This window comes from Anabaena sp. 90 (assembly GCF_000312705.1).
GTDB classification, from domain to species: Bacteria; Cyanobacteriota; Cyanobacteriia; order Cyanobacteriales; family Nostocaceae; genus Dolichospermum; species Dolichospermum lemmermannii.
In genome coordinates this window covers 393046-417006 of the sequence record NC_019439.1, presented here as the reverse complement: position 1 = coordinate 417006, position 23961 = coordinate 393046, and the positions used below count along the sequence as shown (strand labels likewise).

Sequence of the window (23961 nt, the reverse complement as noted above, 5' to 3'; positions counted from 1 at the left end):
AATTCCCTAAAACTTTCTGTAATGATCAGTTGCTGATGAAATCTATCTCTCGACTATGTTACTTTTTTTATAGAAGAAGTGCATTCTTCTCATAAACTTGCTAGTCCAAATTTGTGAGATGTCCATTCTTCCTGATCAACGATAAAATCTTCTTTGGAGTCAACATAGTTAGCGTTGGCTGGCAAAGACGAGAGACAGGGGGATTTCTCAAAAATAGGGTGAGTTACACCCGAATTTACGCTCGTAGACCAATAGAAGCCCATTCTCTTGGATGAAGCGAGAAGCGAACCCTCTAACTGAGGTTAGTTGAATAGTCACTCATGACTAAGCTTCGCATCACAAAACTTATCAACCGCAATCTATTTTTAGGAACTTAGGATTGTATGGCCAACGTTTATGACTGGTTTGAGGAACGCTTGGATCTCCAAGAAATTGCTGATGATATCACCACCAAATACGTACCTCCCCACGTTAACATCTTCTACTGTTTAGGTGGAATTACCCTAGTATGCTTCCTGATTCAGTTCGCCACTGGATTTGCGATGACATTCTACTACAAACCTACAGTTGCTGAAGCTTTCTCCTCTGTCGAGTACATCATGAATGAAGTCAACTTTGGTTGGTTAATTCGCTCCATTCACCGCTGGTCAGCCAGCATGATGGTATTAATGATGATTCTCCACACCTTCCGTGTTTATCTAACCGGTGGCTTCAAAAAGCCCCGCGAATTAACCTGGATCAGTGGTGTTATCCTCGCAGTTATCACCGTTTCCTTCGGTGTAACAGGCTACTCTCTGCCTTGGGATCAAGTTGGTTACTGGGCTGTAAAAATTGTTAGTGGTGTACCAGAAGCCATTCCCGTAGTCGGCGTTCTCATCTCCGATTTACTCCGTGGTGGTTCTAGTGTTGGTCAAGCTACACTTACCCGCTACTATAGCGCTCACACCTTCGTTCTTCCTTGGTTAATTGCCGTCTTCATGTTGTTCCACTTCTTGATGATTCGCAAACAAGGTATTTCTGGACCTTTGTAATCAAAGTTATTAGCAAATAGGCAAAACTTGTGTTTCCAGATCATCGTAGTTTGTTTTAAACTAAAGAGAAAATAACTTGTAAGTTGTAGACATAAACTACCATCGGAAACTTGAGCTAGTTGTATTGTTGATAGCTTTCACCAATTCTTTAACTTCACTTCAGTCGGAGAGCGAATTTAAAAATGTCAACGCAAAAAAAACCGGATCTGAGCGATCCCAAATTGAGAGCTAAACTTGCCCAAGGCATGGGTCACAATTACTATGGTGAACCTGCTTGGCCCAACGATTTGCTCTATATATTCCCAGTCGTCATTATGGGTTCTTTCGCCTGTATTGTGGCTCTAGCAACTCTAGATCCCGCGATGATCGGTGAACCAGCCAATCCTTTCGCTACTCCTTTGGAAATTTTGCCAGAGTGGTACTTATATCCTGTATTCCAGATTCTCCGCTCATTACCTAGTAAACTATTAGGTGTATTAGCAATGGCTGCTGTCCCCTTGGGACTAATTCTCGTTCCTTTCTTGGAAAACGTGAATAAGTTTCAAAACCCCTTCCGTCGCCCTGTAGCAACAACAGTATTTCTTTTTGGGACTCTTGTTACCCTGTGGCTAGGTATTGGTGCTGCACTCCCATTAGACAAATCCTTAACTTTAGGATTGTTCTAAGATAGTTCAGTCAAAACTAAATCCAGTAACGTCTGTAATTTTCAAGAGCATATACGGGATAATATCTGACAAACAACTAGTACAATACGGCGTAAGTTAAGCAACCATTAAAAATCCCTGAAAAGCTTATACCATCTGCTTTTTAATTTTTAATTGTTAATTTTTAATTCCGCCCTGCGGTACTAGCCGTAAATCTTTTATGGTCTACTTGTTACTGATATTTCAAAAGAGATATGCTTTTGAAGATCAACAGACGTTAACTAAATTCCTAAATGTGAAATTATCAATCACAAAAAAACGCAAATACTTTTCAATTACTTTCTATCCAAGTCACGGTCAATGCTTAGCATAGTGCAGCAAGACCATCAAACGGTAAAGAGCGATCTTAAACTCTTGATCCAAGTACAACAATGGTTTGAAGAATTCTGTGAGCGATATTTACCTAAATATGGCTGGTCAGATACCCAAGTTTATTGTCTTAACCTAGCATTAGCAGAAGGCTTTACCAACGCAGTTCGTCATGCTCATCATGCTTTACCACCGGAAACAACTATAGAAATTCAAGTCAGTTTATGGATTGATAAACTGGAAATAAGAATTTGGGATTATGGAAAACCATTTAATCCTGACGTGATCACCGAGCCAGAACCTGGGACTCTGCAAGTAGGTGGATATGGGTGGTTTTTACTCCGCCGTTTGGCAGATAAAGTAGTCTATGAACGTGATTCAGATACTAGAAATTGCCTGTTAATTGTTAAATATTGTTTAGAAGGACAACATTAAGAACTAGCACCGCAAAGCGGAAGTTAAAAGTCAAAATGATGACAGTTTGGGGTTATTGTCTGATATTTCTGGTGATCAGACGCAACGAAAGCAATTTTCTTCCGCATCAAAAATAATATTTAAAGAAGAATTAATATTTCATGATCGTCTAGCTGATTTTTGCATAATAACCTCGCAAGCAAACTTGAGGATTGTATATTTAGAGGCAATGGCTGATGAAATACCTGTATTACTGGGGGATAACCCAGGACTAAACTCGCTATCCTAGAGTCAATAGCACAAAGAAAGAGACATGACCAAAAACTTGCAATTCAATTTTGAAAAGATCCGCCCTTGGTTGACCCTGTTAGCAATCGCCTGGCTATTAGCATCATTGGGATTAGGCTGGTTAGTTAATTCTTTAGTAATTATTTTGGGGTTATTGTTTTTTTTACCTGTGGTAGCATTCTTGGGGTTTCGTTGGTGGTTAGCAAAAAATCTAGTTACTAACCAGTGTCCCGTATGTGGATATGAATTAACAGGGGTAAATAACAGCCAAGTACAATGTGTTAACTGCGGTGAACAACTATTAGTTAAAAACTTTCAATTCCAACGCTTCACACCAGAAGGAACAATTGATGTGACAGCGGTTGAAGTTCAAGCCCAATCACTGGAAGATTAGTCAGTTGTTAGTTGTCAGTTGTTCGTTGTCAGTTGTTCGTTGTTAGTTGTTCGTTGGAATCTAGAAGGGTGAATTTATTAGACTTGTCTATTGCCTATTTATCTAGATTTTTGAAAAAATGTGGTTGTTGTAGTTCAGAAAGCCAAAGAATCAAGGCATCCTCATTGTTATCTTTGTAATAACCCCGTCGTTTTCCCGCAGTTTTGAAACCAAACTTTTGATACAAAGAAATAGCAACGTAGTTAGAATCGCGGACTTCGAGGGTAGCTCTTTCCAAACCAAGATCAGCCGCAGTTTGCAGAAGGGAATATAATAAGGCTTTTCCTAGCCCTTGACCATGATATTGGGGATGAACTGCCAAAATTGTAATGTGTGCTTCTTCTAGAATTGACCAAAAGCACCCCATTCCCAAGAGTTCAGAATGATTAAAAGGGGAAAATAAACCCAAAAAATGACTATTAGGACTTTCTAACTCCCGCAGGTAGCCTTCCATAGTCCATAAACCATCAAAACAAGCCTTATCTAGTTCTAATAGTTCAGTTAAATTATCTGTGGTTAAAGATTGAATTTTTAAGTCGGATGAAATCACAATTTTTGAGGATTGAGGAAGGTTAATTACCAATTACCAATTATCCATTACCAATGAGAGGTTAAACTGGAAATCAGGACATATACTCATGGCCTGATTTTTCACAAAGACAACTCTTATTAGTTATGGTATCGACTTACCCCGTCGAAGTTCAACTTTCTGGCCGTCAATATTTACAGTCAACAACTGGTGACAGTGCTGATATTTCTCCTAACCAACAACTCTTACCTTTGACAGCGAGAGTTAATGATCATGATCATCTGGAAATCGGTGGGTGTGATGTCACAACCCTAGTTGAACAGTTTGCTTCACCTTTATATATTTTAGATGAGGAAACCCTGCGGACAGCTTGTAGGCAATATCGAGATACCTTTAAGGAATATTACAAGGGAGAATCTCAGGTACTTTATGCTTCTAAGGCATGGAATTGTTTAGCTGTTTGTGCCATTGTTGCCTCAGAAGGGTTAGGAATTGATGTAGTATCCGGTGGCGAACTTTATACTGCGCTGAATGCGGGTATGAGTCCTGATAAGATTTACTTACATGGAAATAACAAATCTCATGATGAGTTAGTTTTAGCGATTCAGTCTGGATGTACTATTGTAGCGGATAACTGGCATGAATTAGATCTGCTGGTGAAGATAGCAGGGGAGAACACAGAAAATTCTGATCTTTCGCCCATTCGGATTATGCTACGCTTAACTCCTGGGATAGAATGCCATACCCACGAATATATTCGTACTGGACACTTAGATAGTAAATTTGGTTTTGATCCCCATGATTTACAAGAAGTATTTGCTTTTGTAAGTAAGCAGCCCAGTTTAAACTGTGTGGGGTTACACGCTCATATTGGTTCACAAATTTTTGAACGTCAACCACATAGAGATTTAGCTGCTGTGATGGTGCAGTGGTTAAGAGATGCGGCTAAACATGGATTAAAGGTGAGAGAATTAAATGTTGGTGGTGGTTTAGGGATTAGATATACAGAATCTGATGATCCACCAAGCATTGTGGAATGGTCTAAGGCAATTTGTGAGGTTGTACAAACTGCTTGTATCTCGGAAAATCTGCCTTTACCAAAATTACTCTGTGAACCAGGGCGATCGCTCATAGCCACATCTTGCGTCACGGCTTATACTGTTGGTGCTACGAAGGTTATTCCCGAAATTCGCACCTACGTAGCGATTGATGGCGGAATGTCCGATAATCCCCGCCCTATCACCTACCAATCAGTTTATCGGGTAGTAGTTGCTAATAAAATATCTACCCCCTGCACTGAAACCGTCACATTAGCTGGTAAACACTGCGAATCAGGGGATATTCTGATTAAAAATGCCCAACTACCAAAAACTGAAGCAAATGATATTCTCGTAGTTATGGGAACTGGTGCGTACAATTACAGTATGGCATCTAATTACAATCGTCTCCCCCGACCGGCAGCAGTTGTAGTGGCAAATGGTGAAGCAAATTTAATTTTGCAGCGCGAAACTTATCAAGATTTGATTCGACAAGATTGCCTACCGGAAAGACTGAAATAGTCAGTAGTCAGTGGTCAGTGGTCAGTGGTTAAAAAATCACAATTGACAACTGACAACTGACTATAAGAATCCAGATGTCTTGACACTCTCATGGCTTCAGCCACTGAGATTCTGCGGACAGAGTAAAACTCTCGCTGCGACCGTCAAACGCCGACTAAACGCTCAAAACAACTACCAACTAAGGTGTTGAAATTGCGCTTACTTTTGTTCAAAATGCTATGGCTAAAGCCACGCTGCGCTATCGGAATCTGTCACTAAGCCTGTGGCACGGTACGCTCAGTCAACCTGCCATTGCTTGCTCTTTCTCGTCATACTGCCGTTAGAAAATCTAACCGTTGTTTCACAGGAGCCGGGATTTCTCCGTACTAGGATGCTTCAATACGTAGACAATAATTCTTACTCGCAATTTAATTTTACCACAAATGTCACGGCGACTTTAATCGCTCGTGTCGCTTCCCTCTCAGGTCTGAAGACTCTGAGTTTCCTGCATACGGCGAGGTTTTATGAGAGATTGGTGGAAGCAATGGCTGATAAACCTGGGAGATAGGTCACAGTCCTTGTTCCTTGGGACTCTGGATATAATGTTAGTGCTGGCACTGACATACATGATCCTGGTTATTATTAGTGAACGGCGCACTTTATGGATGGTGCGAGGGTTTATAGTCTTAATGCTCTGCTCGGCACTCAGTGGCAAATTGGGATTACCCCTCCTAAATTTTGTCCTGGAAAAATTGGTGATTGGCTGTGCTGTGGCTATGGCTGTAGCACTGCAATCAGAATTTCGCCGTTTTTTAGAACAATTGGGACGTGGTGAATTTTGGCAGTTATTTCGGAATAACGCTAGAGCAATTCCTAAGTCGGATAGTGTAATTGATGAAATTGTTGATGCAATTAAAGAGTTATCAAAAAATCGGATTGGCGCTTTACTAATTTTAGAAACTACAGGACCCATTGAAGAACAAGATTTCTCCGTTCCAGGAGTGAAGCTAAATGCTGAAGTTTCTAAAGAACTGATCCAAACTATTTTTCAACCGAAAACTTTGTTACATGATGGAGCAACGTTAATTCGTGGTTCGCGCATTGTATCATCTGGTATAATTTTACCACTTTCAGGACGCACAGCGTCGCGGCAGTTGGGAACACGCCATCGGGCGGCAATGGGAATTACTGAAAGGGTCGAAAATTGTATTTGTGTTGTTGTATCAGAAGAAACGGGTTCTATTTCCTTAGCGGAAAAGGGAACTCTATATAGACCACTAACTATTAAAAAGCTCAAAGAGTCTTTAGAGACTCGATTCTCTCCCACTGTAGATCGGGAAGCTCATGCACCTGGTCTTTTCAGTTTAGTTCGTCAACTTGGTGATCAATCACTAAAATTAATGTCCCGGTTACTTAGGCTACCTTGTCTTCGACACGCTACCCGTAGGGGTACGACCGCTTCTCAAGATAAAAAATGAAAACACAACAAACTGAATTGCAATATTTACCTCTTGATTTAAAACAAGAATTACTCCCTCAGCACGTCGCGGTAATTATGGATGGTAATGGCCGATGGGCAAAAAGTCGCGGTCTACCCCGGATGATGGGTCATAAAGCCGGTGTAAATGTTCTCAAGGATTTACTGCACTGTTGCAAAGACTGGGGAATTAAAGCTCTAACTGCCTATGCTTTTTCAACGGAGAATTGGCAAAGACCAGAGGAGGAGGTAGAATTTTTGATGAATCTATTTCAGCGCGTTTTACGCCAAGAACTGCGGGAAATGGTGGAGGAAAATGTGCAAATTCAGTTTGTGGGTAATTTATCGGCTTTACCACAGGCTCTTCAGGCTGAGATTTCCCATTCTATGGATCAAACTAAGGATAATCGCAGTATTCGGTTTACAATAGCGACTAATTATGGGGGTAGACAGGAGATTTTACAAGCTTGTCGGGCGATCGCTCAAAAGGTTAAAGAAGATTTACTACAGCCTGAAGATATATCTGAAGAAGTATTTGAAGCTCATTTATATACGGCTGGAATAGCAGATCCAGATTTATTAATTCGCACCAGTGGAGAAATGCGATTATCGAATTTCTTACTTTGGCAAATGGCTTATAGTGAAATTTATATTTCTGATACTCTCTGGCCGGATTTTAACCGTCATGAATTTCATCGCGCTTTATCTGCTTATCAACAACGAGAACGCCGTTTTGGGAAAGTCTGACAATTTTGGATTTTAGATTGGTGCCAAATTTAAACTTTTAAATCCCAAATCCCAAATCCCAAATCCCAAATCCCAAATCCCAAATTAGATTATGGCCCTGAAAAAACGGCTTCTTCGATATCTTCCCGACTCAGGGAATATTTAAAGGAACGTTGAATATCTTGACGGGTTTCTCCTATTTGAAAATAGCGAACTGTAATTTGTTCAGTATCTAACCAAAGTTCCGCTTCCCAACTAGATCGTTGGACACGCCAACAATGTAGTTGGGTATCGTCTTGTTGACAACCTTGGTTTTTTAGCCATTGTTCAATTTGTGGTAGAGAATGACTATACAGTGGTGTATTAGCGGAAAGCATAAGCAATTCAATTCAATTCAAAATTATTGGTGATTTTAGAGGTGAGAAATTGAGTTTAACTGATTGCTTCTCCACGGAGAATGGCGATCGCAATCGCTAATAGCATACAACCAACAATGGTCAACCCCAAAATAAATAATACAAATATTTCTCCAGAAGACAAAGGGCGATCTGTAGCATCGAGATACATTGATTTGGAAAAATCGTAAGGCTTATGTACAGACTGGTTTAAATCGGGTGGTGCTTGAATTACGTCAAAACGGGAATAACCCACTTTCAAATCATAGCTCAATCGTCGTTCTGGGTTACAGAGGGTAGCGTAGGCTGTGTTTATTTGCTGAAATTTAGCAGTAGCAATATTAGCAGGTAATTCTGTCGTATCTGGATGATAGAGTTTGCTCAGTTCTCGATAAGCGCGACGAATATCAATTACTGATGCTCCAGGATAGAGTCCTAGCAGGGAGTAATAGGTAATTTCGCTGCTGTGTGGGACTTCCTCATTTTGGTTTACGGTTTTTTGAGTCACTTTGCTCAAATAAGTTTTTTTCTATTCTAAATCTCTTGGGTAGCTATAGCAGAAATAGCCACAAAACATCAGCAATTCTCATTTTGGAAATTTTGTGCGACCTATTAAAAATATTTCTCAATAACTTTCTCTAAAAAGCCTATTCTCTTGTTTAAGTTTTTCCAACTGAGATGGGTTTCAGTTCAAAATGAGAATTGCTGTCCTAATTTCATAAAATGTCGGGGTCAATATTCAATTCTCTGAGTTTGGCAGCTAAACGTTCTGCACGTTGGGTTGCTTCCTCTGCGATTTGGGTTTGTTGTTCTGCACGTTGAGCCTGTTGTTCTGCGAGTTGGGCTTTTTGTTCTGCGAGTTGGGTTTGTTGTTCTGCACGCTGGGTTTGTTGTTCTGCGAGTTTGGTTGCTTCTTCTGTGAGTTGGGCTTGTTGTTCTGCACGTTGGGTTGCTTGTACTCCATATTCTTCTGGTGTTAGCATTAACTGTCCTTCTGGCAGAAAATAACGCAATTTACCGTCATGGACACCCAAATATAAATTTAGCTGCTGACTCCATAATAAACCTTGAGGATTAGGTTCTATGGGTTGATATGTTCCACCAAACAAGATAAAACCAGCAAATTCTAAATTTTGCGGATTAAACCAGAAATATTCAGGTGTGCGGAAAATATCTTGATAAATTTGTTTTTTTAACCCTTTATCAGTGGAAGCAGTGGAGGGAGAAAGCAATTCTATAATTAAGTTAGGATATTTACCACCTTCCTCCCAGACTACCCAACTATTTCGCTCGCGGTTTTCTGTATCCAGCACTAGGAAAAAATCTGGACCACGAAAATCTTTAGTTTTAATTTGCCGAGGACTATAATAAACAGTCATGTTCCCAGCAACAAAATAATTATTAATTTTATTTATATCTCGCCACCACCAATTGAGACATTGGATTAGTAGTAGCATTTGTTGTAGATGTAAAGATGATTCCAAAGGTGGTTCGTCACTTTCTAGATTACTTGGTGGAAATATTACATCTAAACCGGGTTCAATATTTTGGCTGACGGTCATAGCTGCAAGTTAGTGGAGGATCTATTTTCATGGTAACAGATCCAGGAATCTAAAATTCTCTACCCACTCTGCATCTGAGCCATCTGTGGAGAAATTAATTTCTCTTGTTGCTTCTGTAGTTTGTTTTATTGTTAAATTAAATCAGCGCGAGGTTTAAAGGTTTCTATTTCTCGTAATTTTTCATAAAGTTCTCGTTCTTGAGGACTAATATTTTTGGGAGTTACTATCTGAATTTCCACTAATTGATCACCACGTTGACCAGTTTCGCCAGGGTAGCCTTTATTACCAAGACGGAATCTTTGCCCAGACCTGACACCAGCAGGAATGGTCATTTTCACTGGACCATCAAGGGTAGGTGCTTCGACTTGTCCGCCTAAAGTTGCTTCACTGGGAGTCACAGGTACTTGACAGAAGATATTAATGCCTTCTAACTTAAACAAAGGATGAGGATCAACGGTAATTTTTAAGTATAAATCACCACCACTAATTCCCTGATTTCGTAAGCGGATAGTTTGCCCTGTTACCATAGCTGGGGGCATAGTCACTTCGAGAGAACGTCCATCTTCTAAACGGATTCTTTCGTTACCACCTTGATAAGCTTTTTCTAAAGGTAAGGTTAATCTAGCTTCGATATCCCGACGGGTGGCACGGGGTGGCGGGGTATTAACTGTATATGAAACTTTGGTTCTGGGACTGCGAAAGGGGTCGCTAGTGCTGGTACTTCCGGGACTACTTTTGGGATCTTTGCGATTGCTGACACCAATTACTTGATTAACAAAACTTTCAAAATCGTTAAATTGGCTGGGGTCTACTTCTTGACTAGAACGAGCGTTAGCGCGGTTATCCCAACCTTTTGGCTTGGGAGTTTGTTTATTGCCAGCAAAGCCGTTTTGTTGCCAATAGCGGCTAAATTGGTCATATTGCGATCGCCTGCTAGAATCAGAAAGGATTTCATAAGCCTCACCAATGGTTTTAAATTTCTCCTCAGCTTCCTTATTCCCAGGATTAAGGTCAGGGTGATATTGTCTAGCTAAACGCCGATAAACCTTCTTGATTTCTTCACTGGTGGCATCTTTAGAAACCCCTAAAATTTCGTAATAATCCCGAAAGTTCTGCAAATTTTGCATAATCTGTTAAATGTTAGTTGTCAGTAGGGGCGAAGCATTTGGAAGATAAATTATCGGTCATTGCCAAAAATAGTTCTCCAAATGCTTCGCCCGTACAGTGGTCAGTTGTCAGTTGAAGCATTTGGAAGATAAATTATCGGTCATTGCCAAAAGTAGTTCTCCAAATGCTTCGCCCGTACAGTTGTCAGTTGTCAGTTGAAGCATTTGGAAGATAAATTATCGGTCATTGCCAAAAGTAGTTCTCCAAATGCTTCGCCCGTACAGTGGTCAGTTGTCAGTTGAAGCATTTGGAAGATAAATTATCGGTCATTGCCAAAAATAGTTCTCCAAATGCTTCGCCCGTACAGTTGTCAGTTGTTAGTAGGGGCATTTAGAAGATAAATTATCGGTCATTGCCAAAAATAGTTCTCCAAATGCTTCGCCCGTACAGTGGTCAGTTCTCAGTTGCGCTTCTACTTATGACTGACCCTGCAAATCAAATATTGGGAAAGATTTTTGAATGTAGATCAAATATAGTTAATCTAAAATCTAAAATCGAATTATAACCAATCATCGTCATCATCCCAGTTATCCTGATAGCTAGGGCGTTTGCTGCGAGTGGGACGACTTTCATAATTAGGAGAACGATTTTGATTTTCCCTGCCATAGTCCCTGTTAACACCTCGGTTAGATGAATCTCGTTGGCGATAGTTATCTCTGTAAACATCCCTTGGCGGTTCTTTTTCTTTTTCACCCACAAAGATTTCCCGGATAGCACCAAATAAATCTTCATCTTCATCCTCAGCATAATACTGACGGACCTCTCTATTCAGTTCATACAGAGCATCTTGTAAATCAGCATAAGCCTGATCAATACCGCGATCTTCGTCAGCTTGTAAACTTTCTCGTAAATTCCGGCAAATATTATCAATGCGTTGACGACGGTTGCGGGCAAATTGCATTCCCATTTCCAAAGCTACTTCTCGCAGTTGTCGTTCTGCTTGTAATATTAACGCTTCGGCGCGGGTCCGTTTTTCAACTCGTTCCTTCCTTTCTCTATCAACATTGGCGTATTTTTGAGCATCCTGAATCATGCGGTTAACTTCTGACTCACTTAAAGTAGAAGCGTCTTGAATAGTAATGCTTTGTTCTCTGCCAGTAGTTCGATCTAGGGCTGTTACCTGGAGAATCCCATTAGCATCAATATCAAAAGATACTTGCACTTGGGGAATGCCTCTGGGTGCGGGAGGAATGCCATAGAGTTTAAACCGTCCTAATGATTTGTTATCTGTGGCCATGTCCCTTTCACCTTGGACAATATTGATTTCTACGCTATTTTGGTTATTTTCAGAAGTAGAAAAGATGTCAGAACGACGGACTGGGATAGTTGTATTGCGGGGGATGAGTTTTTTCATGACACCACCGATGGTTTCTAAGCCCATAGATAGGGGTGTAACATCTAAGAGGAGAACATCTTTAAGTTCCCCAGCGAGAATACTGCCCTGAATAGCTGCACCCACAGCGACGACTTCATCAGGATTGACGTTTTCGTTGGGTTCAATGCCAATTAAATCTTGAACTAGCTGTTTCACCATGGGCATTCTCGTAGAACCACCAACTAATACGACTTCTTCAATATCTACAGGAGAAACTCCGGCATCTTTTAACGCCCGCTTAACTGGTGTTCTTAATCTACTCAGTAAGTCTACACATAAACCTTCAAATTGCGATCGCGTCAGCCGAGTTTCTAGGTGTTTTGGACCGTCCTCCGTGGCGGTAATGAAGGGTAAATTAATATCGGTGACACTAACCGCCGAAAGTTCAATTTTCGCCTTTTCTGCGGCTTCCATTAACCGTTGCAAAGCTTGGCGATCGCGTCTTAAATCTACACCTTCTGCTTCTAAAAACTGTTCCGCTAACCAATCAACTACTTTTCGATCAAAATCATTACCACCGAGTTGAGTATCTCCACTGGTAGATTTAACCTCAAATACGCCATCACCCACATCTAGTAGAGACACATCAAAAGTTCCCCCACCCAAATCAAACACAAGAATAGTTTCTGTATAACCTCGATCTAATCCGTAAGCTAAAGATGCGGCTGTGGGTTCGTTGAGAATCCGTAAAACATCTAAACCCGCAATTCTGCCCGCGTCACGGGTAGCTTGGCGTTGGGAATCATTAAAATAAGCCGGAACAGTAATCACAGCCCCGGTAACAGGTTCACCCAGGTAACGACTAGCATCATCAGCTAATTTTTTCAGCACCATAGCCGAAATTTCTTCTGGGGAAAATTCCTTATTTAGCCGGGGACAGGCAACTTTAATATTACCAATTTCATCTTTGCGAATAGTGTAAGGAACACGCTTAGAATCTGGGTTTAATTCCCCATACTTGCGCCCAATGAAGCGTTTTACCGCAAAAAAGGTATTTTGAGGATTAAGGACGGTTTGCCGTCTGGCCATTTGCCCCACAACCCTTTCGCCTTCCTTACTAAAGCCAACTACGGAGGGGGTTGTTCGCATTCCTTCTGCATTGGCAATCACCACCGGCTTGCCACCCTCCATGACGGCGACTACTGAGTTGGTTGTACCCAAGTCGATGCCAACTACCTTGCCCATGCGTTACTCGTCTCCTGTTGCGTGTTTTGTAAATTTATTATGATATGATAATACTGCTTTTAGCTTGGTGCTAAATCAGGTCAACAATCCAATTGCAATAATTGTAAATCAGGAATATCCAATGATAACAGCATTGCTACTTGCTACAGGATAGCATTTAGAAAGAGGTAAGAGGTAAGAGGTAAGAGGTAAGAGGCAAGAGGCAATTAGACTTCACTTGCGATTACGATTATGGCTTCTGATGGGCTGGGATCTCGTAATTATCTCGCAAACTGTCATGAATTTTCACCCAAGTTCCGTCTCTGCGCCAGTTGAATTAATAAAAAAAGTGAAATGATAAGAAAAGTTAAAAATTTCAAATAAATATAGTACGTATAATTCGCAGTGTTGTGTGTGTGATATAAAGTCAATTATGGGTTTTCAGAATGCACCAAACAACTCGTCTGAATATTGCTATGAAATTTACTCTATCTCGTCTTTTGCCTTTAGTTGTTGGTAGTGCTGCTGCTGGTGTCCTTGCTTTAATGTCTCCTGCTTCTGGTATACCTATTACAACATATGAGTGGACTATTAATGGGGTTGGACTTAAAAATTCAGGGAGTGGAACATTTACTAAAGATGGTAATTTAATAACAAGTTGGAGTGGTCAATTCGGGGGAAAAAAAATCAAGAAAATAATTGATGCAGGGGGATTCTTATCAAACGATAATACATGGCCAATTTCCGGGGGTCTTTTTGGAGGGGGTGGTGTAAGCTGGGAAATGGATGGTGGAACAAAATATAAAATATTTAAAAATACAAATCCTTCCCTGTTTAGCCCATCTTATTTTACATTGGAAGAAGGAAAATCACCTGTTGATGTGGACAAGTTCAATGCGAAAGGAGTTCCTTTCGATATTTCCGGAAGCGCTACCATTCCCGCAGTCGGCGCTCTACTTTTGGCCGCAAGATGGAAAGCTAGAAAAAGCATAGCATCAAAAACCCGCACTGCCAACCCTGATGTAGCGGTTCCCTAGGTGGACAATTGTTGAGGTGACGCTTTGTGTTTAGTCCTGACCTTGGGCGTTGCTAATTGTTGATGCCTAAACTCGTCAAAGACCGACTACCCCAACTGCATTTTTCTTGTTTCTTTTTTAGTGGGTTATATCGCTTGCAAAAGCATTTGTATCGTTTACAAGCGATATAAACCATATATTTAAACATTGGCAATAAATTCTTCTACTGTTAACCCAGCAGTTCGTATCAGTCCACGTAAAGTCCCTTTTGCCACCTCATGATGATCAGGAACAGACAAAGTTACCATTTCACCTTCTTTGACCAAAATGATATGACTTGCACTTTGGCGTGCAAATCGCCAGCCCAGCTTTTCAAAAGTGCGAACTACTTCTTGTCCACTCAGAACAGGTAATTTTGATGCCATAACTATACTAAGACTTCTACTTATTTAGTTTCAACAGTCAATGGCAACCCCATTTCTGCCCTAACCTGTAAGCAAGCAGAAATCGCATCTTGAATATTCTCTAAAGCCTCTTCTTTTGTCGCTCCTTGACTAATACAACCAGGAATACTAGGACATTCAATAATCCAGACACCATCTTCATCTCGATCAATCGTGACATTGAATTTCATGCTAAGTTGTAGTTAAGTAATACCTGTATTTTAGCTTTGAAAATTTCGATTATTAGTCTTAATGGAAGATTATCGCAGATTCTCGAAAAAAGTCAATTGCTGGTATATTTCACAAACTACCATAAACGGGAATTGCTGCACCACGGACATCCTTGGCTGCTTCTGAGGCTAAAAAACAGATAACTTGGGCGATAGATTCGGGTTTTACCCATTTATCAGCGATTTCTGCGGGTGTACCTACTCTGTTAGCGGGGGTATCAATGACACTGGGGAGAATGGTATTAGCTGTAATGTTAGTCCCTTTGGTTTCATCGGCTATCGCTTTTGTTAAGGCTATCACCCCAGCTTTAGCCGCAGAATAAGCTGCCAAATTTCCCGCAGGTTCAGCCCCAGCGCGGGAACTTACAGTCACAATCCGCCCATAGCCATTTTCTAACATACTTTTGAGGCTATATTTGCAAGTCAAAAAAGTTGTATTTAAGTTTAAATCTATTTGTTGTTTCCAATCATAAAAACTGTATTCGTGAGTTTTTCCCATAGAAAAACCACCGACTAAATGAATTAATACATCTACTTTTGTCATGCGACTGATAAGTTTCTCTACTGAGGCTTCATCTTCTAAATTAGCAGGAATAAAATGAATTCTGGCAAAATCCGCAGGGGAAATAATTCCTTTGAGACGTTCTACATCTTTAGGACTACGATAAGGAATAGTTACGTCTGCACCTTGGGCTATAACTGCGGGTGTTACACCCAAACCTAGTCCCCCTGTGCCACCTGTAAGTAAAACTTGTTTGCCTTTCATAAAAAGATGCACTCCTTGGATCTTCTTTATTTAAGATAGCGCGAATTTTGTTTCGCGCAATCTCTCTTAGAGATCCCGCAGGGTAGGCACAAAGGAGCAAAGGCGCAAAGGAAGAAATACACTGAAAGTTGCTGTTATAGAGACGCGGAATTTTGCATCTCTATTTTAAAACCCTATTTAAAGTTGTGGTTGTAGATGTTGTACTAACTGTGCGGCTTGCATAACACCTTCAATTTTATCTACGGGCTTTCCTTGTTTAAATAGTACCAAGGTTGGTAAAGCGGCAATGCCATACTGACTGGCTAATTCTTTATACTTTTCTGTGTCAATCTTCACAATCCGTAATCTATCTTTCAGTTCAAGGTTGACTTTTTCTAAAATGGGTACCATCATTTGACAAGGACCACACCAGTCGGCATAAAAGTCTACTAACACGGGTACATCTGAACCAGAAAGCATTTCTTCAAAGCTGTTGAATTGTTTTTTAGTTGCCATTACACACACCAACTTTTTAATTAATCGTTTGTTTTAATGTTAGTTCTTAGAATCTGGAATTTGTATATGTTTATATTTTTTATAGATCCCCTTTTTAGATTCCCGACTTCTCTCAGAAGTCGGGAATCTGGGTATTAGTCTCTTACATTGTCAAAGATTGGGGATTCGTTTCAATCAACTTCGCTAAGTCTTGCAAGAATCCGGCAGCATCAGCGCCGTAAATAATGCGATGATCACAGGTGATTGTAACTTGCATTTGTTGACGCACACCAAATAATCCATCAGGTGTGGCAACTACTTGGGGACGTGATGCACCAATGGCTAAAATAGAACCTTGTCCGGGGGGTAAAATGGCATCAAAGGTATCTACACCAAACATTCCTAAGTTGGAAAGTGTAAAAGTACCGCTGTTATATTCTACTGGTTGTAGTTGTTTAGCTCTAGCGCGTTCTACTAAAGATTTCCAATTGCGAGATAAAGAGTAGATATCAACTGCATCTGCATTTTGTAAAACGGGTGTGATTAAACCACCATCATCCATGGCTACGGCAACAGAAACGTTAATATTAGGGTGATTGACAATTCCTTGATCTGAGTAGCTGGCATTAAGGATGGGGTGTTTTTGTAATGTTATGGCTACAGCTTTGGCTAATAGCGCGGTCATTGTCACACCTTTAGACTTAATTTGTTTGTAAAGTTTATCGAGTCCATCGGTGCTAATTGTGTAACTGACACGGAACACAGGTACAGATAAACTGGCTACCATGCCCCGAACTACGGCATTTTGTAAGGTTGTGAATGGTACTACTTGACCAGGAACGGCACTACTAACTACTGGTGTGGCAACAGGTGCAGGTGCAGCTACGGGTACAGGTGCGGCTACAGGTGCAGGTGCGGGAGTGACAACGGGGGTAGTAACGGGTTGAACTTTACCGACTGCCACTTCTATATCTTCCGCCACAATACGACCGTAGGGACCGCTACCTGTGAGGGTATTTAAATCAACTTTGAGTTCTTTGGCTAGTTTGCGAGCGCGGGGTGAAACGACGACTCTGCCGGGTTCATGGTTAGAACCATTTTGAGATGGGGTGGCAGGGGCGGCAATGGCGGCAGCGGGTACGGGGGCAGGTGTGGAGGGGGCAGCAGCACCGTCTGCGTTGGCTAAGGACTGGGCTGTGGCTATTTCTGCTTCTGTTTCGGCAATGTATGCGATCGCTGTGCCGACTGGGGCGGTTTCACCAGCGGGAACAATGATATGGGCAAGATATCCTTCATAGAAGGTTTCCACGTCCATATCAGCTTTATCTGATTCGACAACCACCACTGTTTCGCCTTTCTCCACTTTATCTCCAGGCGACTTGACCCAGGAGACAATTTTGCCTTCGGTCATGGTGGAACTCAGCGCTGGCATAAATACTTCGTTAATGCTCATGATATGGTGGTTTCAGAATCAATTATATATGGACTTCAATCTACGAATTTTAACAGTTTTGTGATCAAGTGGGTGATTTTTTGGAAAAATCAGATTGATGATAACTATCTGTTTTTTTGGACAAAACACAACCGATTACTTGATTGTTAGCGGTTTTGGGGAATTGAATAGATTTTTATGAGAAGATAGTTCTTCCTTATCAATTCTATGATAACAAATTCAAAATCATTTGTCAACCCCCTCAATTATTAATTTCCCCCCCTACTAGGGTAGTGGTTAAGCGTGATAATGATTGGTGTCAACTTCATGGATGAGCTTTGATAACTGTAGAGGCAGAGCCTCTGTGATAGCATTCCCAGTCAGAGACTGGGAACGAGATATGCTAAACTTCTACTTCAGTGCTAATGTTAGATGTCTCCGCGAATTTCTTCGACAATACCATCACGGAGGACAACTTCAACCTGCATTTTACTAATCAAATTATCACCTAGTTCAATCCGGAAAAAGCTTTCCATTTGAAATTGATTAACTTCTTGATCTAATTCCAATAATTGTACTTGCTGGAGGTTTTGCAGCATTTGGTTTTTCTGCTCTAGAAGTTCACTTTTCTTTTGATTGACTTGCAGTTGAATGTTGTCAATTTGTTGGAGTGTTTGGGGTCCTGGTGGTTGCACACTCTGTTTTTGAATGGCGCTAACTGCTCTTTGTCCTTCAACGTCTAATTGTTGCAGTTGTTGGTCAACTTGATTAATTTGACCTTGTAGTTGCTGTTGTACTTCCTCTTTCCAGAGACTAGTAACTATGGCTTTGACATTAATCGGGCGTTTTAAAAGCAATTGAGGGTTGGAAACATCCATAAAAATTGTCCGTTCACTCTTAAATAGTTTGTAGTTTGGGGGAAGTCAGGAGTCAGGAGTCAGGAGTCAGGAGTCAGGAGAAAAAAAGAAAGAAAAAAAGAAGAATTTTCTTCCCATTCCCCTCTGCGGGGCTGCTTCCCTATATCTCCATTAAGTTCTGAAAGATTATCTGCGATTTAGGGAATTATTTGGCAAACATTGCGTTAATAATATCGCAATATCGGGCCATGACAACGTGACGACGGATTTTGAGCGTTTGTGTCATGAGTCCATTTTCAATTGAGAATTCTTCCTCAATGAGTTTGAACGGTCCAACACGATCATCGGCTCGGTAGCTGGGACGGTTTTGAACTTCCCGATTTAATTCCTGACGAAACAAATCCTGGACTATTTTACTCTCTAAGTCAATTTTTTGACTATTATTTTGAGTTTCTGCCCATTTTTCTAAGGCTTCTAGGTTGGGAACAATCAAAGCGCCAATACTCCGTTGATCTTGCCCTACTAACATGATTTGGTCAATATAGGGTGATCTTAAACAAGCATCTTCTATGGGCTGGGGTTCGATGTTTTCCCCATTGGTTAAAACAATGGTGTCTTTTGCTCTACCTGTTAATACTAGGTCATTTTCAGGAGTTACCCAACCTAAATCACCGCTATCAAACCAACCTTCTGTGTCTATGGCTTTGGTTGTGGCTTCGGGATTTTGATAATAGCCCTGCATGATTTGTGGCCCTTTGAGCAGGACTAAACCCCGTTCTCCCACTGGTAGAGGTTGACGAGTCTCAGGATTGACAATTTTCACTTCTGTACCGGGAATTGGTTGTCCTGAAGAACCCCGTAAATTTCGCCAAGGACGACGAGCATTAGTTACTGGTGAGGTTTCTGTTAAACCATAACCTTGTAAAATTTCCACCCCAACAATTTCAAAGAAGTTATCTATATATGCAGGTAGCGCCCCACCACCGCTAATAACGTGCTTGATGTTGCCGCCAGTAGCTTCTCGCACTTTGGTATAAACTAATTTTTCACCGAGTGCATGGAATAATAATAAACCCAATTCTGTTATTTTGGCTTGGGAACGTTCAATAAATGAAGCGTGAATGTGATTTAAACTCAATCCCTGGCAAATACGCCGTGCTTCAATATATTTCTGGCTCGTTTCTAGTAAGAACTTCACCAAACTTTGTTTTTTGGCTGGTTGTTCGCGGAATTGTTTTTGCACTCCTTCATAAATTGATTCCCATAGTCGAGGAACAGCAATCATGTAATTGGGTTTAAATTTCTTTAAATCCCCTTTCACAGAACGCAAATTAGTGTAAATTTGGGTACAACCTTGAGAAAGTAAGAAATATTCTCCACTGCGTTCATAACTATGCCATGTGGGCAGAATACTGAGGACGGTATCACCTTTTTTGGGTTGGACAACCACCCCCAAACTTTTAACTTGGTGCAGCAAATTTTTGTGAGATAGCATCACACCTTTAGGTTTTCCCGTAGTACCAGAGGTATAAATTAGGGTTGCTAAACTTTCGCTGCTTTGTTTGGTAGCTATTAAAGTGTTGTTACTACCAATATCTAATAATTGGGAAAAGTTCACCACTGGAAAATTGCGTTCTGTGGGTGGTGCTTCATCAGAAAGGAGAACTACCAGCTTAATCGGTAATTCATTTAAGCTTTCTCCTAACTTATTTAGAGTTTTGAGATCCTCAATTACTAATGCGGTACTGCCACTATGGGAAATAATATAGAGTAATTCTTCTCGTTCTGCTTGGGCGCTACGGACTGCATTTACCGCTCCAGCGGTCATTATACCTTGATCGGCAATAAACCAGCGGGGACTGTTATCAGCAATGAGGGAAACCCGTTCACCATAGGGAAGAGTGTCGCTATTGTTTATATTGATGCCTAATGTCTGTAAACCAGCCGCAAATTGTTGAATTTGCCCTGACAACTGACTATAGGTAATTTTTACTTCTGGTTTGGAGTGGGGGTTATGCAGGGCAACAATATTACCAAATTTCCTGGCAGCTAAAGTCCAAATTTCTGGGAGTGACTCCACATTTGTGTAATCTACTAAACTCTGTAAAGCCAGGCTTTCCCGCTCAGAAATGTTAGCTAAGAAAGAAGTTGCAGATTGGGTTTTTGTCATAGATGCTGATGTTAAATTTAAATTGGTGATTTTTTCAATTTAATATAACGGTATTTAATAGACATCTGGTGAAAATTAAATATGCGTGACTTACAACCCTTGTAGAGACGTTCCATGGAACGTCTCTACATTCTTTTCTGGAGATGTCTAATACGTTAAAAGCACATTGTTGATGACAAATTACTGAATTATCACCGTTACATCTAGAAAAATCTATGCTAAACTGATTTTATATAAACTAAATACTATGGTTGAGTCTTAGGACATTGCCATATATTTTAGTTTTAGTCAAACTGTTTTCACGTAAATTTCATTTGGGGGTGATTCCCTATAGATTTGATGGATGTATTATTGCTCACCGTCATCAATGCTGGGGCTTGTTTGGCTTTGCCTAAGCTGCTATCTATGGTTTTGGTTCGTAAACCTCAACAATCTCAACCATTTGCCCTTACTCCTAGTTGCAAATCCGCCAAAATGGCAATGACCAGTTTCCCATATTGTACAGCCTACGGATTAACTGGTAGTCAATCTTGTAAATTTAGTCCGAATTTTTGTTCCCAATGTTCTCCTAATTAAAGAGAATATTAGCGAATAATAGCAATCCTCAATTATTTGTGAATATATTTATTTTCTTCTCTGCGCTATTCATACAGCACTTCCTGGTGTTATGAGGTACATATCTAGCGGGCAAGATGCCCGCACTACAAGAGTTTCATGATTCAACTTTGTCCCTCATAAGAGCGGAAACCGCTGTAATTCTCGGTAAAAACATCAATTTTCACAAATCAGACAGGATTGCTATACATAACAGGGAATAGAAAAGTTGCAAGTATTTAATTTACTTATGCAAGTCAAAGACATTCAAAAATTCAAAAATGGTGTTTAGAATGCAAAATCAAGATGTAGTTATCACAGGGAGAGTTATTTATGAGTTTAATTGATGGTCTATTTTTAACAATATTGAATACGGCTATTTGTTTGGTTTTACCAAAGCTGCTATCTCTGGCTTTATCGGCAAAAAACTAAAAATCAATATCATCTTTAATGGTTTTTTGTTTTTCTCTGCGCCATTTTGCTCTAACTAAACGAATTTCGTCAAAACTGTAGCTTTCACCTAAATTTTCCCGAATGGGTGTGAGGGCAATATCACCAACAATTTCTAAAACGTTCCAGATTTTCTTTTGGCGTTCTAAGGGGACTAATTTACTTAAATCTACAGGTTGTTTTTTCTCAATTAAATTGGAGAGATGATTGATAATTGTGGCAGTTTTAACGTTGCGTTGTTTAGCGATGTTTTCAATACTCAAACCCTGGTTATATAATTCCAATGTTGTTAATTCTGTATCAGAAGGTGAGTGAGAATGAGGTGAGGAACTAACTCGATTAATAGTCTTTTCTTGTAACCCTTGTTCTTGGCGGTATTTTTGAATTTCTGCTAAGAATCTTTCGCCATATTGAGATAATTTATGACTACCAACCCCGGAAAGATTGCCAAATTCATCTAAGGTTTTTGGTTGGCTTTGTGCCATTAATTTGAGGGTAGAATCATGGAAGATGACGTAGGGTGGTACTGCTTGTTCGTCTGCGAGTTCTTTCCTAAGCGATCGCAATTTTTGCATTAGCACTTCTACATCTGCTGCTTTGACATTTTCCTCTTCCCAAGTAGTTTTCTTTGCTATAGGAACAGCAATGGAAACTGGGCGTTGTTTTCGCATTACTTCCCAACTCAAAGCATTAAGTTTTAAAATTGAATAACCGTCTGCGGTTTGTTCTATTAACCCTTGATGTAAAAGTGATCTTCCTAACATTCGCCATTCATCTACTGTTTTATCTTTGCCAATTCCATAGGTAGAAAGTTGATCATGTTTATTAACAACAATTCTCTGATTTTTTGCGCCTCTTAATATATCAATAATATGTAACATTCCATATCTTTCTTTACACCTGGCCACACAAGATAGAAATTTCATGGCTTCAATTGTCCAATCTTGGACAGGTTTAGGATAAAGACAATTATCACAATTTCCACAATTTCCCGGAAATCTTTCGCCAAAATAACTTAATTGAATTGTGCGTCTACAGTCTGTCCCTTCTGCATAATCAATTACCTGTCTTAGTTGCTGTTTAGCTATTAATTGTTCTTGGGGATCTGGTTTTTGATTAATACTCCATTCAATGGTTTTAATATCACCATAATTGAAAAAAAGTGTACATTTGGAAGGTTCATCATCTCTGCCGGCTCGTCCTGATTCTTGATAATAACTTTCTAAATTTCGCGGTAAATCGGAATGAACTACAAACCGCACATCGGGTTTATTAATCCCCATCCCAAAAGCAACCGTAGCCACCATTACTCGCACATCATCCCGAATAAACCGAGTTTGATTTTTTGATCTTTCCTCATCACTTAAACCAGCATGATAAGGGAGAACTGAAACTTTATCATTTTGGAGTTTTAAAGTTATTTCATCAACTTTTTTGCGAGTTAAACAATAGATAATTCCTGAACCTTCATTTTCTCTAACTATTTCTAATAATTCTGCATAAGCACGATTACTTTTAGAACGGACTTCATAATGAAGATTTTGGCGGTTAAAACTGGCAATATGAATGCTGGGTTGTTTTAATCCTAATTGTTCGATAATATCAGCCCTGACTCTATCTGTAGCGGTAGCAGTTAAAGCAATTGTCGGTACATCAGGATAACGTTTTCTGAGTAATCTTAATTGCCGATATTCTGGGCGGAAATCATGCCCCCATTCTGAGACACAATGGGCTTCATCTATGGCAAAGGTGGAAATTCCGACTTTTTCTTTAACTACGTCTAAAAGCGGGAGAAATCGTTCACTAACGAGGCGTTCTGGGGCGACATAAAGTAATTTTATTTTACCATTCATGATCGCTTCTTCACGGGAGCGAACTTTATAGGCATTAAGACTACTATTCAGAAATGTGGCAGAAATGTTATTAGTTCGCAGTGCTTCTACTTGATCTTGCATTAAGGCTATCAATGGTGAGACTACGACTGTTAAACCTGGTTTCAAAAGTGCTGGTAATTGAAAGCACAGAGACTTACCCCCACCTGTGGGCATGACTACCATTAAATCACGATTTTCTAAGGCATCTTCGATAATTTGCCTTTGTCCAGGGCGAAATTGATCATAACCAAAGTGATGTTTTAAGGCTTTTTCTAAGTGGGGGTACTGAAGCATGGTAGATGGCTGCTGCGTGTCTGAGTTGTGATGAAGATATTAGAATTTTAACGCACGTTGGGGGAATGGGGAACGCTAGAATTTATAGATAGGAAAATGTCTGAATCAGGATGTCCAGGATTAAAGGATGAACAGGATAAAAATTAAAGTGTTGAATTTTATTAATTTTCTAAAATTTCTTCTATCCAGAGTTATAAAAAAGTGACGTAAAGTGATAATATCTGTATTTGTAATGATATTATGTACTCA

At 40.2% G+C, this 23961-nt stretch carries 24 protein-coding genes; 10 read left to right on the top strand and 14 right to left on the bottom strand.

All coding sequences use genetic code 11. The annotated features are described in order from the left end of the window. Positions 1–383 precede the first annotated feature (383 nt). The 4 genes from petB to ANA_RS20705 all read left to right on the top strand — a co-directional run bounded on the left by petB (position 384) and on the right by ANA_RS20705 (position 3140). The gene (petB, locus tag ANA_RS20720; protein WP_015083377.1) at positions 384–1031 is read left to right on the top strand and encodes a cytochrome b6; all 648 of its coding nucleotides are present in this window, start codon (positions 384–386) and stop codon (positions 1029–1031) included. A 182-nt stretch (positions 1032–1213) separates the two neighbouring features. Beyond that, a complete protein-coding gene (petD, locus tag ANA_RS20715; protein WP_015083376.1) occupies positions 1214–1696 on the top strand; it encodes a cytochrome b6-f complex subunit IV in 483 nt (160 codons plus the stop codon). Between the two features lie 339 nt (positions 1697–2035). After that, positions 2036–2479, top strand: a complete 444-nt coding sequence (locus ANA_RS20710; RefSeq protein WP_015083375.1) for an ATP-binding protein — start codon at positions 2036–2038, stop codon at positions 2477–2479. A 292-nt stretch (positions 2480–2771) separates the two neighbouring features. Next, positions 2772–3140 (top strand): hypothetical protein, encoded by a 369-nt coding sequence (locus ANA_RS20705; RefSeq protein ID WP_015083374.1) that lies wholly within the window; start codon positions 2772–2774, stop codon positions 3138–3140. A gap of 94 nt (positions 3141–3234) precedes the next feature. Here ANA_RS20705 and rimI read toward each other — a convergent pair whose 3' ends face one another. Next, a complete protein-coding gene (gene rimI, locus ANA_RS20700; protein WP_015083373.1) occupies positions 3235–3729 on the bottom strand; it encodes a ribosomal protein S18-alanine N-acetyltransferase in 495 nt (164 codons plus the stop codon). A 125-nt stretch (positions 3730–3854) separates the two neighbouring features. Here rimI and lysA point away from each other — a divergent pair, with 125 nt between their 5' ends. From lysA to ANA_RS20685, 3 genes are all read left to right on the top strand, one after another. After that, positions 3855–5267, top strand: coding sequence for a diaminopimelate decarboxylase (gene lysA, locus ANA_RS20695; RefSeq protein WP_015083372.1), 1413 nt, complete (start codon positions 3855–3857; stop codon positions 5265–5267). Between the two features lie 503 nt (positions 5268–5770). Then, the gene (gene cdaA / locus ANA_RS20690; RefSeq protein ID WP_015083371.1) at positions 5771–6724 is read left to right on the top strand and encodes a diadenylate cyclase CdaA; all 954 of its coding nucleotides are present in this window, start codon (positions 5771–5773) and stop codon (positions 6722–6724) included. Then, on the top strand, positions 6721–7470 hold the full coding sequence (locus tag ANA_RS20685; protein WP_015083370.1) for an isoprenyl transferase: 750 nt from the start codon (positions 6721–6723) through the stop codon (positions 7468–7470). The genes cdaA and ANA_RS20685 overlap by 4 nt, the downstream gene beginning before the upstream one ends. Before the next feature lie 89 nt (positions 7471–7559). Here ANA_RS20685 and ANA_RS20680 read toward each other — a convergent pair whose 3' ends face one another. The 4 genes from ANA_RS20680 to ANA_RS20665 form a co-directional block, all read right to left on the bottom strand. Continuing rightward, a complete protein-coding gene (locus ANA_RS20680; RefSeq protein ID WP_015083369.1) occupies positions 7560–7826 on the bottom strand; it encodes a DUF3143 domain-containing protein in 267 nt (88 codons plus the stop codon). Positions 7827–7881: 55 nt separating this feature from the next. Further along, entirely contained in the window at positions 7882–8352 is a 471-nt protein-coding gene (locus ANA_RS20675) for a J domain-containing protein (RefSeq protein ID WP_015083368.1), read from the bottom strand. A 208-nt stretch (positions 8353–8560) separates the two neighbouring features. Beyond that, a complete protein-coding gene (locus ANA_RS20670; protein WP_015083367.1) occupies positions 8561–9406 on the bottom strand; it encodes a Uma2 family endonuclease in 846 nt (281 codons plus the stop codon). Between the two features lie 131 nt (positions 9407–9537). Beyond that, positions 9538–10533 (bottom strand): DnaJ C-terminal domain-containing protein, encoded by a 996-nt coding sequence (locus ANA_RS20665; RefSeq protein ID WP_015083366.1) that lies wholly within the window; start codon positions 10531–10533, stop codon positions 9538–9540. 413 nt (positions 10534–10946) lie between these two features. Here ANA_RS20665 and ANA_RS28355 point away from each other — a divergent pair, with 413 nt between their 5' ends. After that, positions 10947–11078 (top strand): hypothetical protein, encoded by a 132-nt coding sequence (locus ANA_RS28355; RefSeq protein WP_256370270.1) that lies wholly within the window; start codon positions 10947–10949, stop codon positions 11076–11078. On the opposite strand, the gene dnaK is transcribed toward ANA_RS28355, so the two are convergent. Next, positions 11073–13133, bottom strand: coding sequence for a molecular chaperone DnaK (gene dnaK / locus ANA_RS20660; protein WP_015083365.1), 2061 nt, complete (start codon positions 13131–13133; stop codon positions 11073–11075). The genes ANA_RS28355 and dnaK overlap by 6 nt on opposite strands. Positions 13134–13558: 425 nt before the next feature. On the opposite strand from dnaK, the gene ANA_RS20655 reads away from it, so the two are divergent. Further along, a complete protein-coding gene (locus ANA_RS20655) occupies positions 13559–14149 on the top strand; it encodes a hypothetical protein (protein ID WP_015083364.1) in 591 nt (196 codons plus the stop codon). Positions 14150–14328: 179 nt separating this feature from the next. Here ANA_RS20655 and ANA_RS20650 read toward each other — a convergent pair whose 3' ends face one another. The 7 genes from ANA_RS20650 to ANA_RS20620 all read right to left on the bottom strand — a co-directional run bounded on the left by ANA_RS20650 (position 14329) and on the right by ANA_RS20620 (position 20500). Then, complete coding sequence (locus ANA_RS20650) at positions 14329–14553, bottom strand: type II toxin-antitoxin system HicA family toxin (protein WP_015083363.1); 225 nt, start codon at positions 14551–14553, stop codon at positions 14329–14331. A gap of 20 nt (positions 14554–14573) precedes the next feature. Further along, positions 14574–14762: a type II toxin-antitoxin system HicB family antitoxin gene (locus ANA_RS20645; protein WP_015083362.1), complete on the bottom strand. Its 189-nt coding sequence runs from the start codon at positions 14760–14762 to the stop codon at positions 14574–14576. Between the two features lie 109 nt (positions 14763–14871). Next, positions 14872–15567: a 3-oxoacyl-ACP reductase FabG gene (gene fabG / locus ANA_RS20640; RefSeq protein WP_015083361.1), complete on the bottom strand. Its 696-nt coding sequence runs from the start codon at positions 15565–15567 to the stop codon at positions 14872–14874. Between the two features lie 177 nt (positions 15568–15744). Next, positions 15745–16062: a thioredoxin gene (trxA, locus tag ANA_RS20635; protein ID WP_015083360.1), complete on the bottom strand. Its 318-nt coding sequence runs from the start codon at positions 16060–16062 to the stop codon at positions 15745–15747. Positions 16063–16204: 142 nt separating this feature from the next. Beyond that, positions 16205–17494, bottom strand: a complete 1290-nt coding sequence (locus tag ANA_RS20630) for a dihydrolipoamide acetyltransferase family protein (protein WP_015083359.1) — start codon at positions 17492–17494, stop codon at positions 16205–16207. Positions 17495–17901: 407 nt separating this feature from the next. After that, positions 17902–18351: a YlqD family protein gene (locus ANA_RS20625; protein ID WP_015083358.1), complete on the bottom strand. Its 450-nt coding sequence runs from the start codon at positions 18349–18351 to the stop codon at positions 17902–17904. 184 nt (positions 18352–18535) lie between these two features. After that, on the bottom strand, positions 18536–20500 hold the full coding sequence (locus ANA_RS20620) for an AMP-dependent synthetase/ligase (protein ID WP_015083357.1): 1965 nt from the start codon (positions 20498–20500) through the stop codon (positions 18536–18538). 339 nt (positions 20501–20839) lie between these two features. Between ANA_RS20620 and ANA_RS20615 the strand changes: the two genes are divergently transcribed. Then, positions 20840–21076, top strand: a complete 237-nt coding sequence (locus tag ANA_RS20615; RefSeq protein ID WP_015083356.1) for a hypothetical protein — start codon at positions 20840–20842, stop codon at positions 21074–21076. Positions 21077–21522: 446 nt separating this feature from the next. Here the strand turns inward: ANA_RS20615 and recQ are convergent, their stop codons facing one another. Beyond that, the gene (recQ, locus tag ANA_RS20610) at positions 21523–23712 is read right to left on the bottom strand and encodes a DNA helicase RecQ (RefSeq protein ID WP_015083355.1); all 2190 of its coding nucleotides are present in this window, start codon (positions 23710–23712) and stop codon (positions 21523–21525) included. Positions 23713–23961 lie beyond the last annotated feature (249 nt).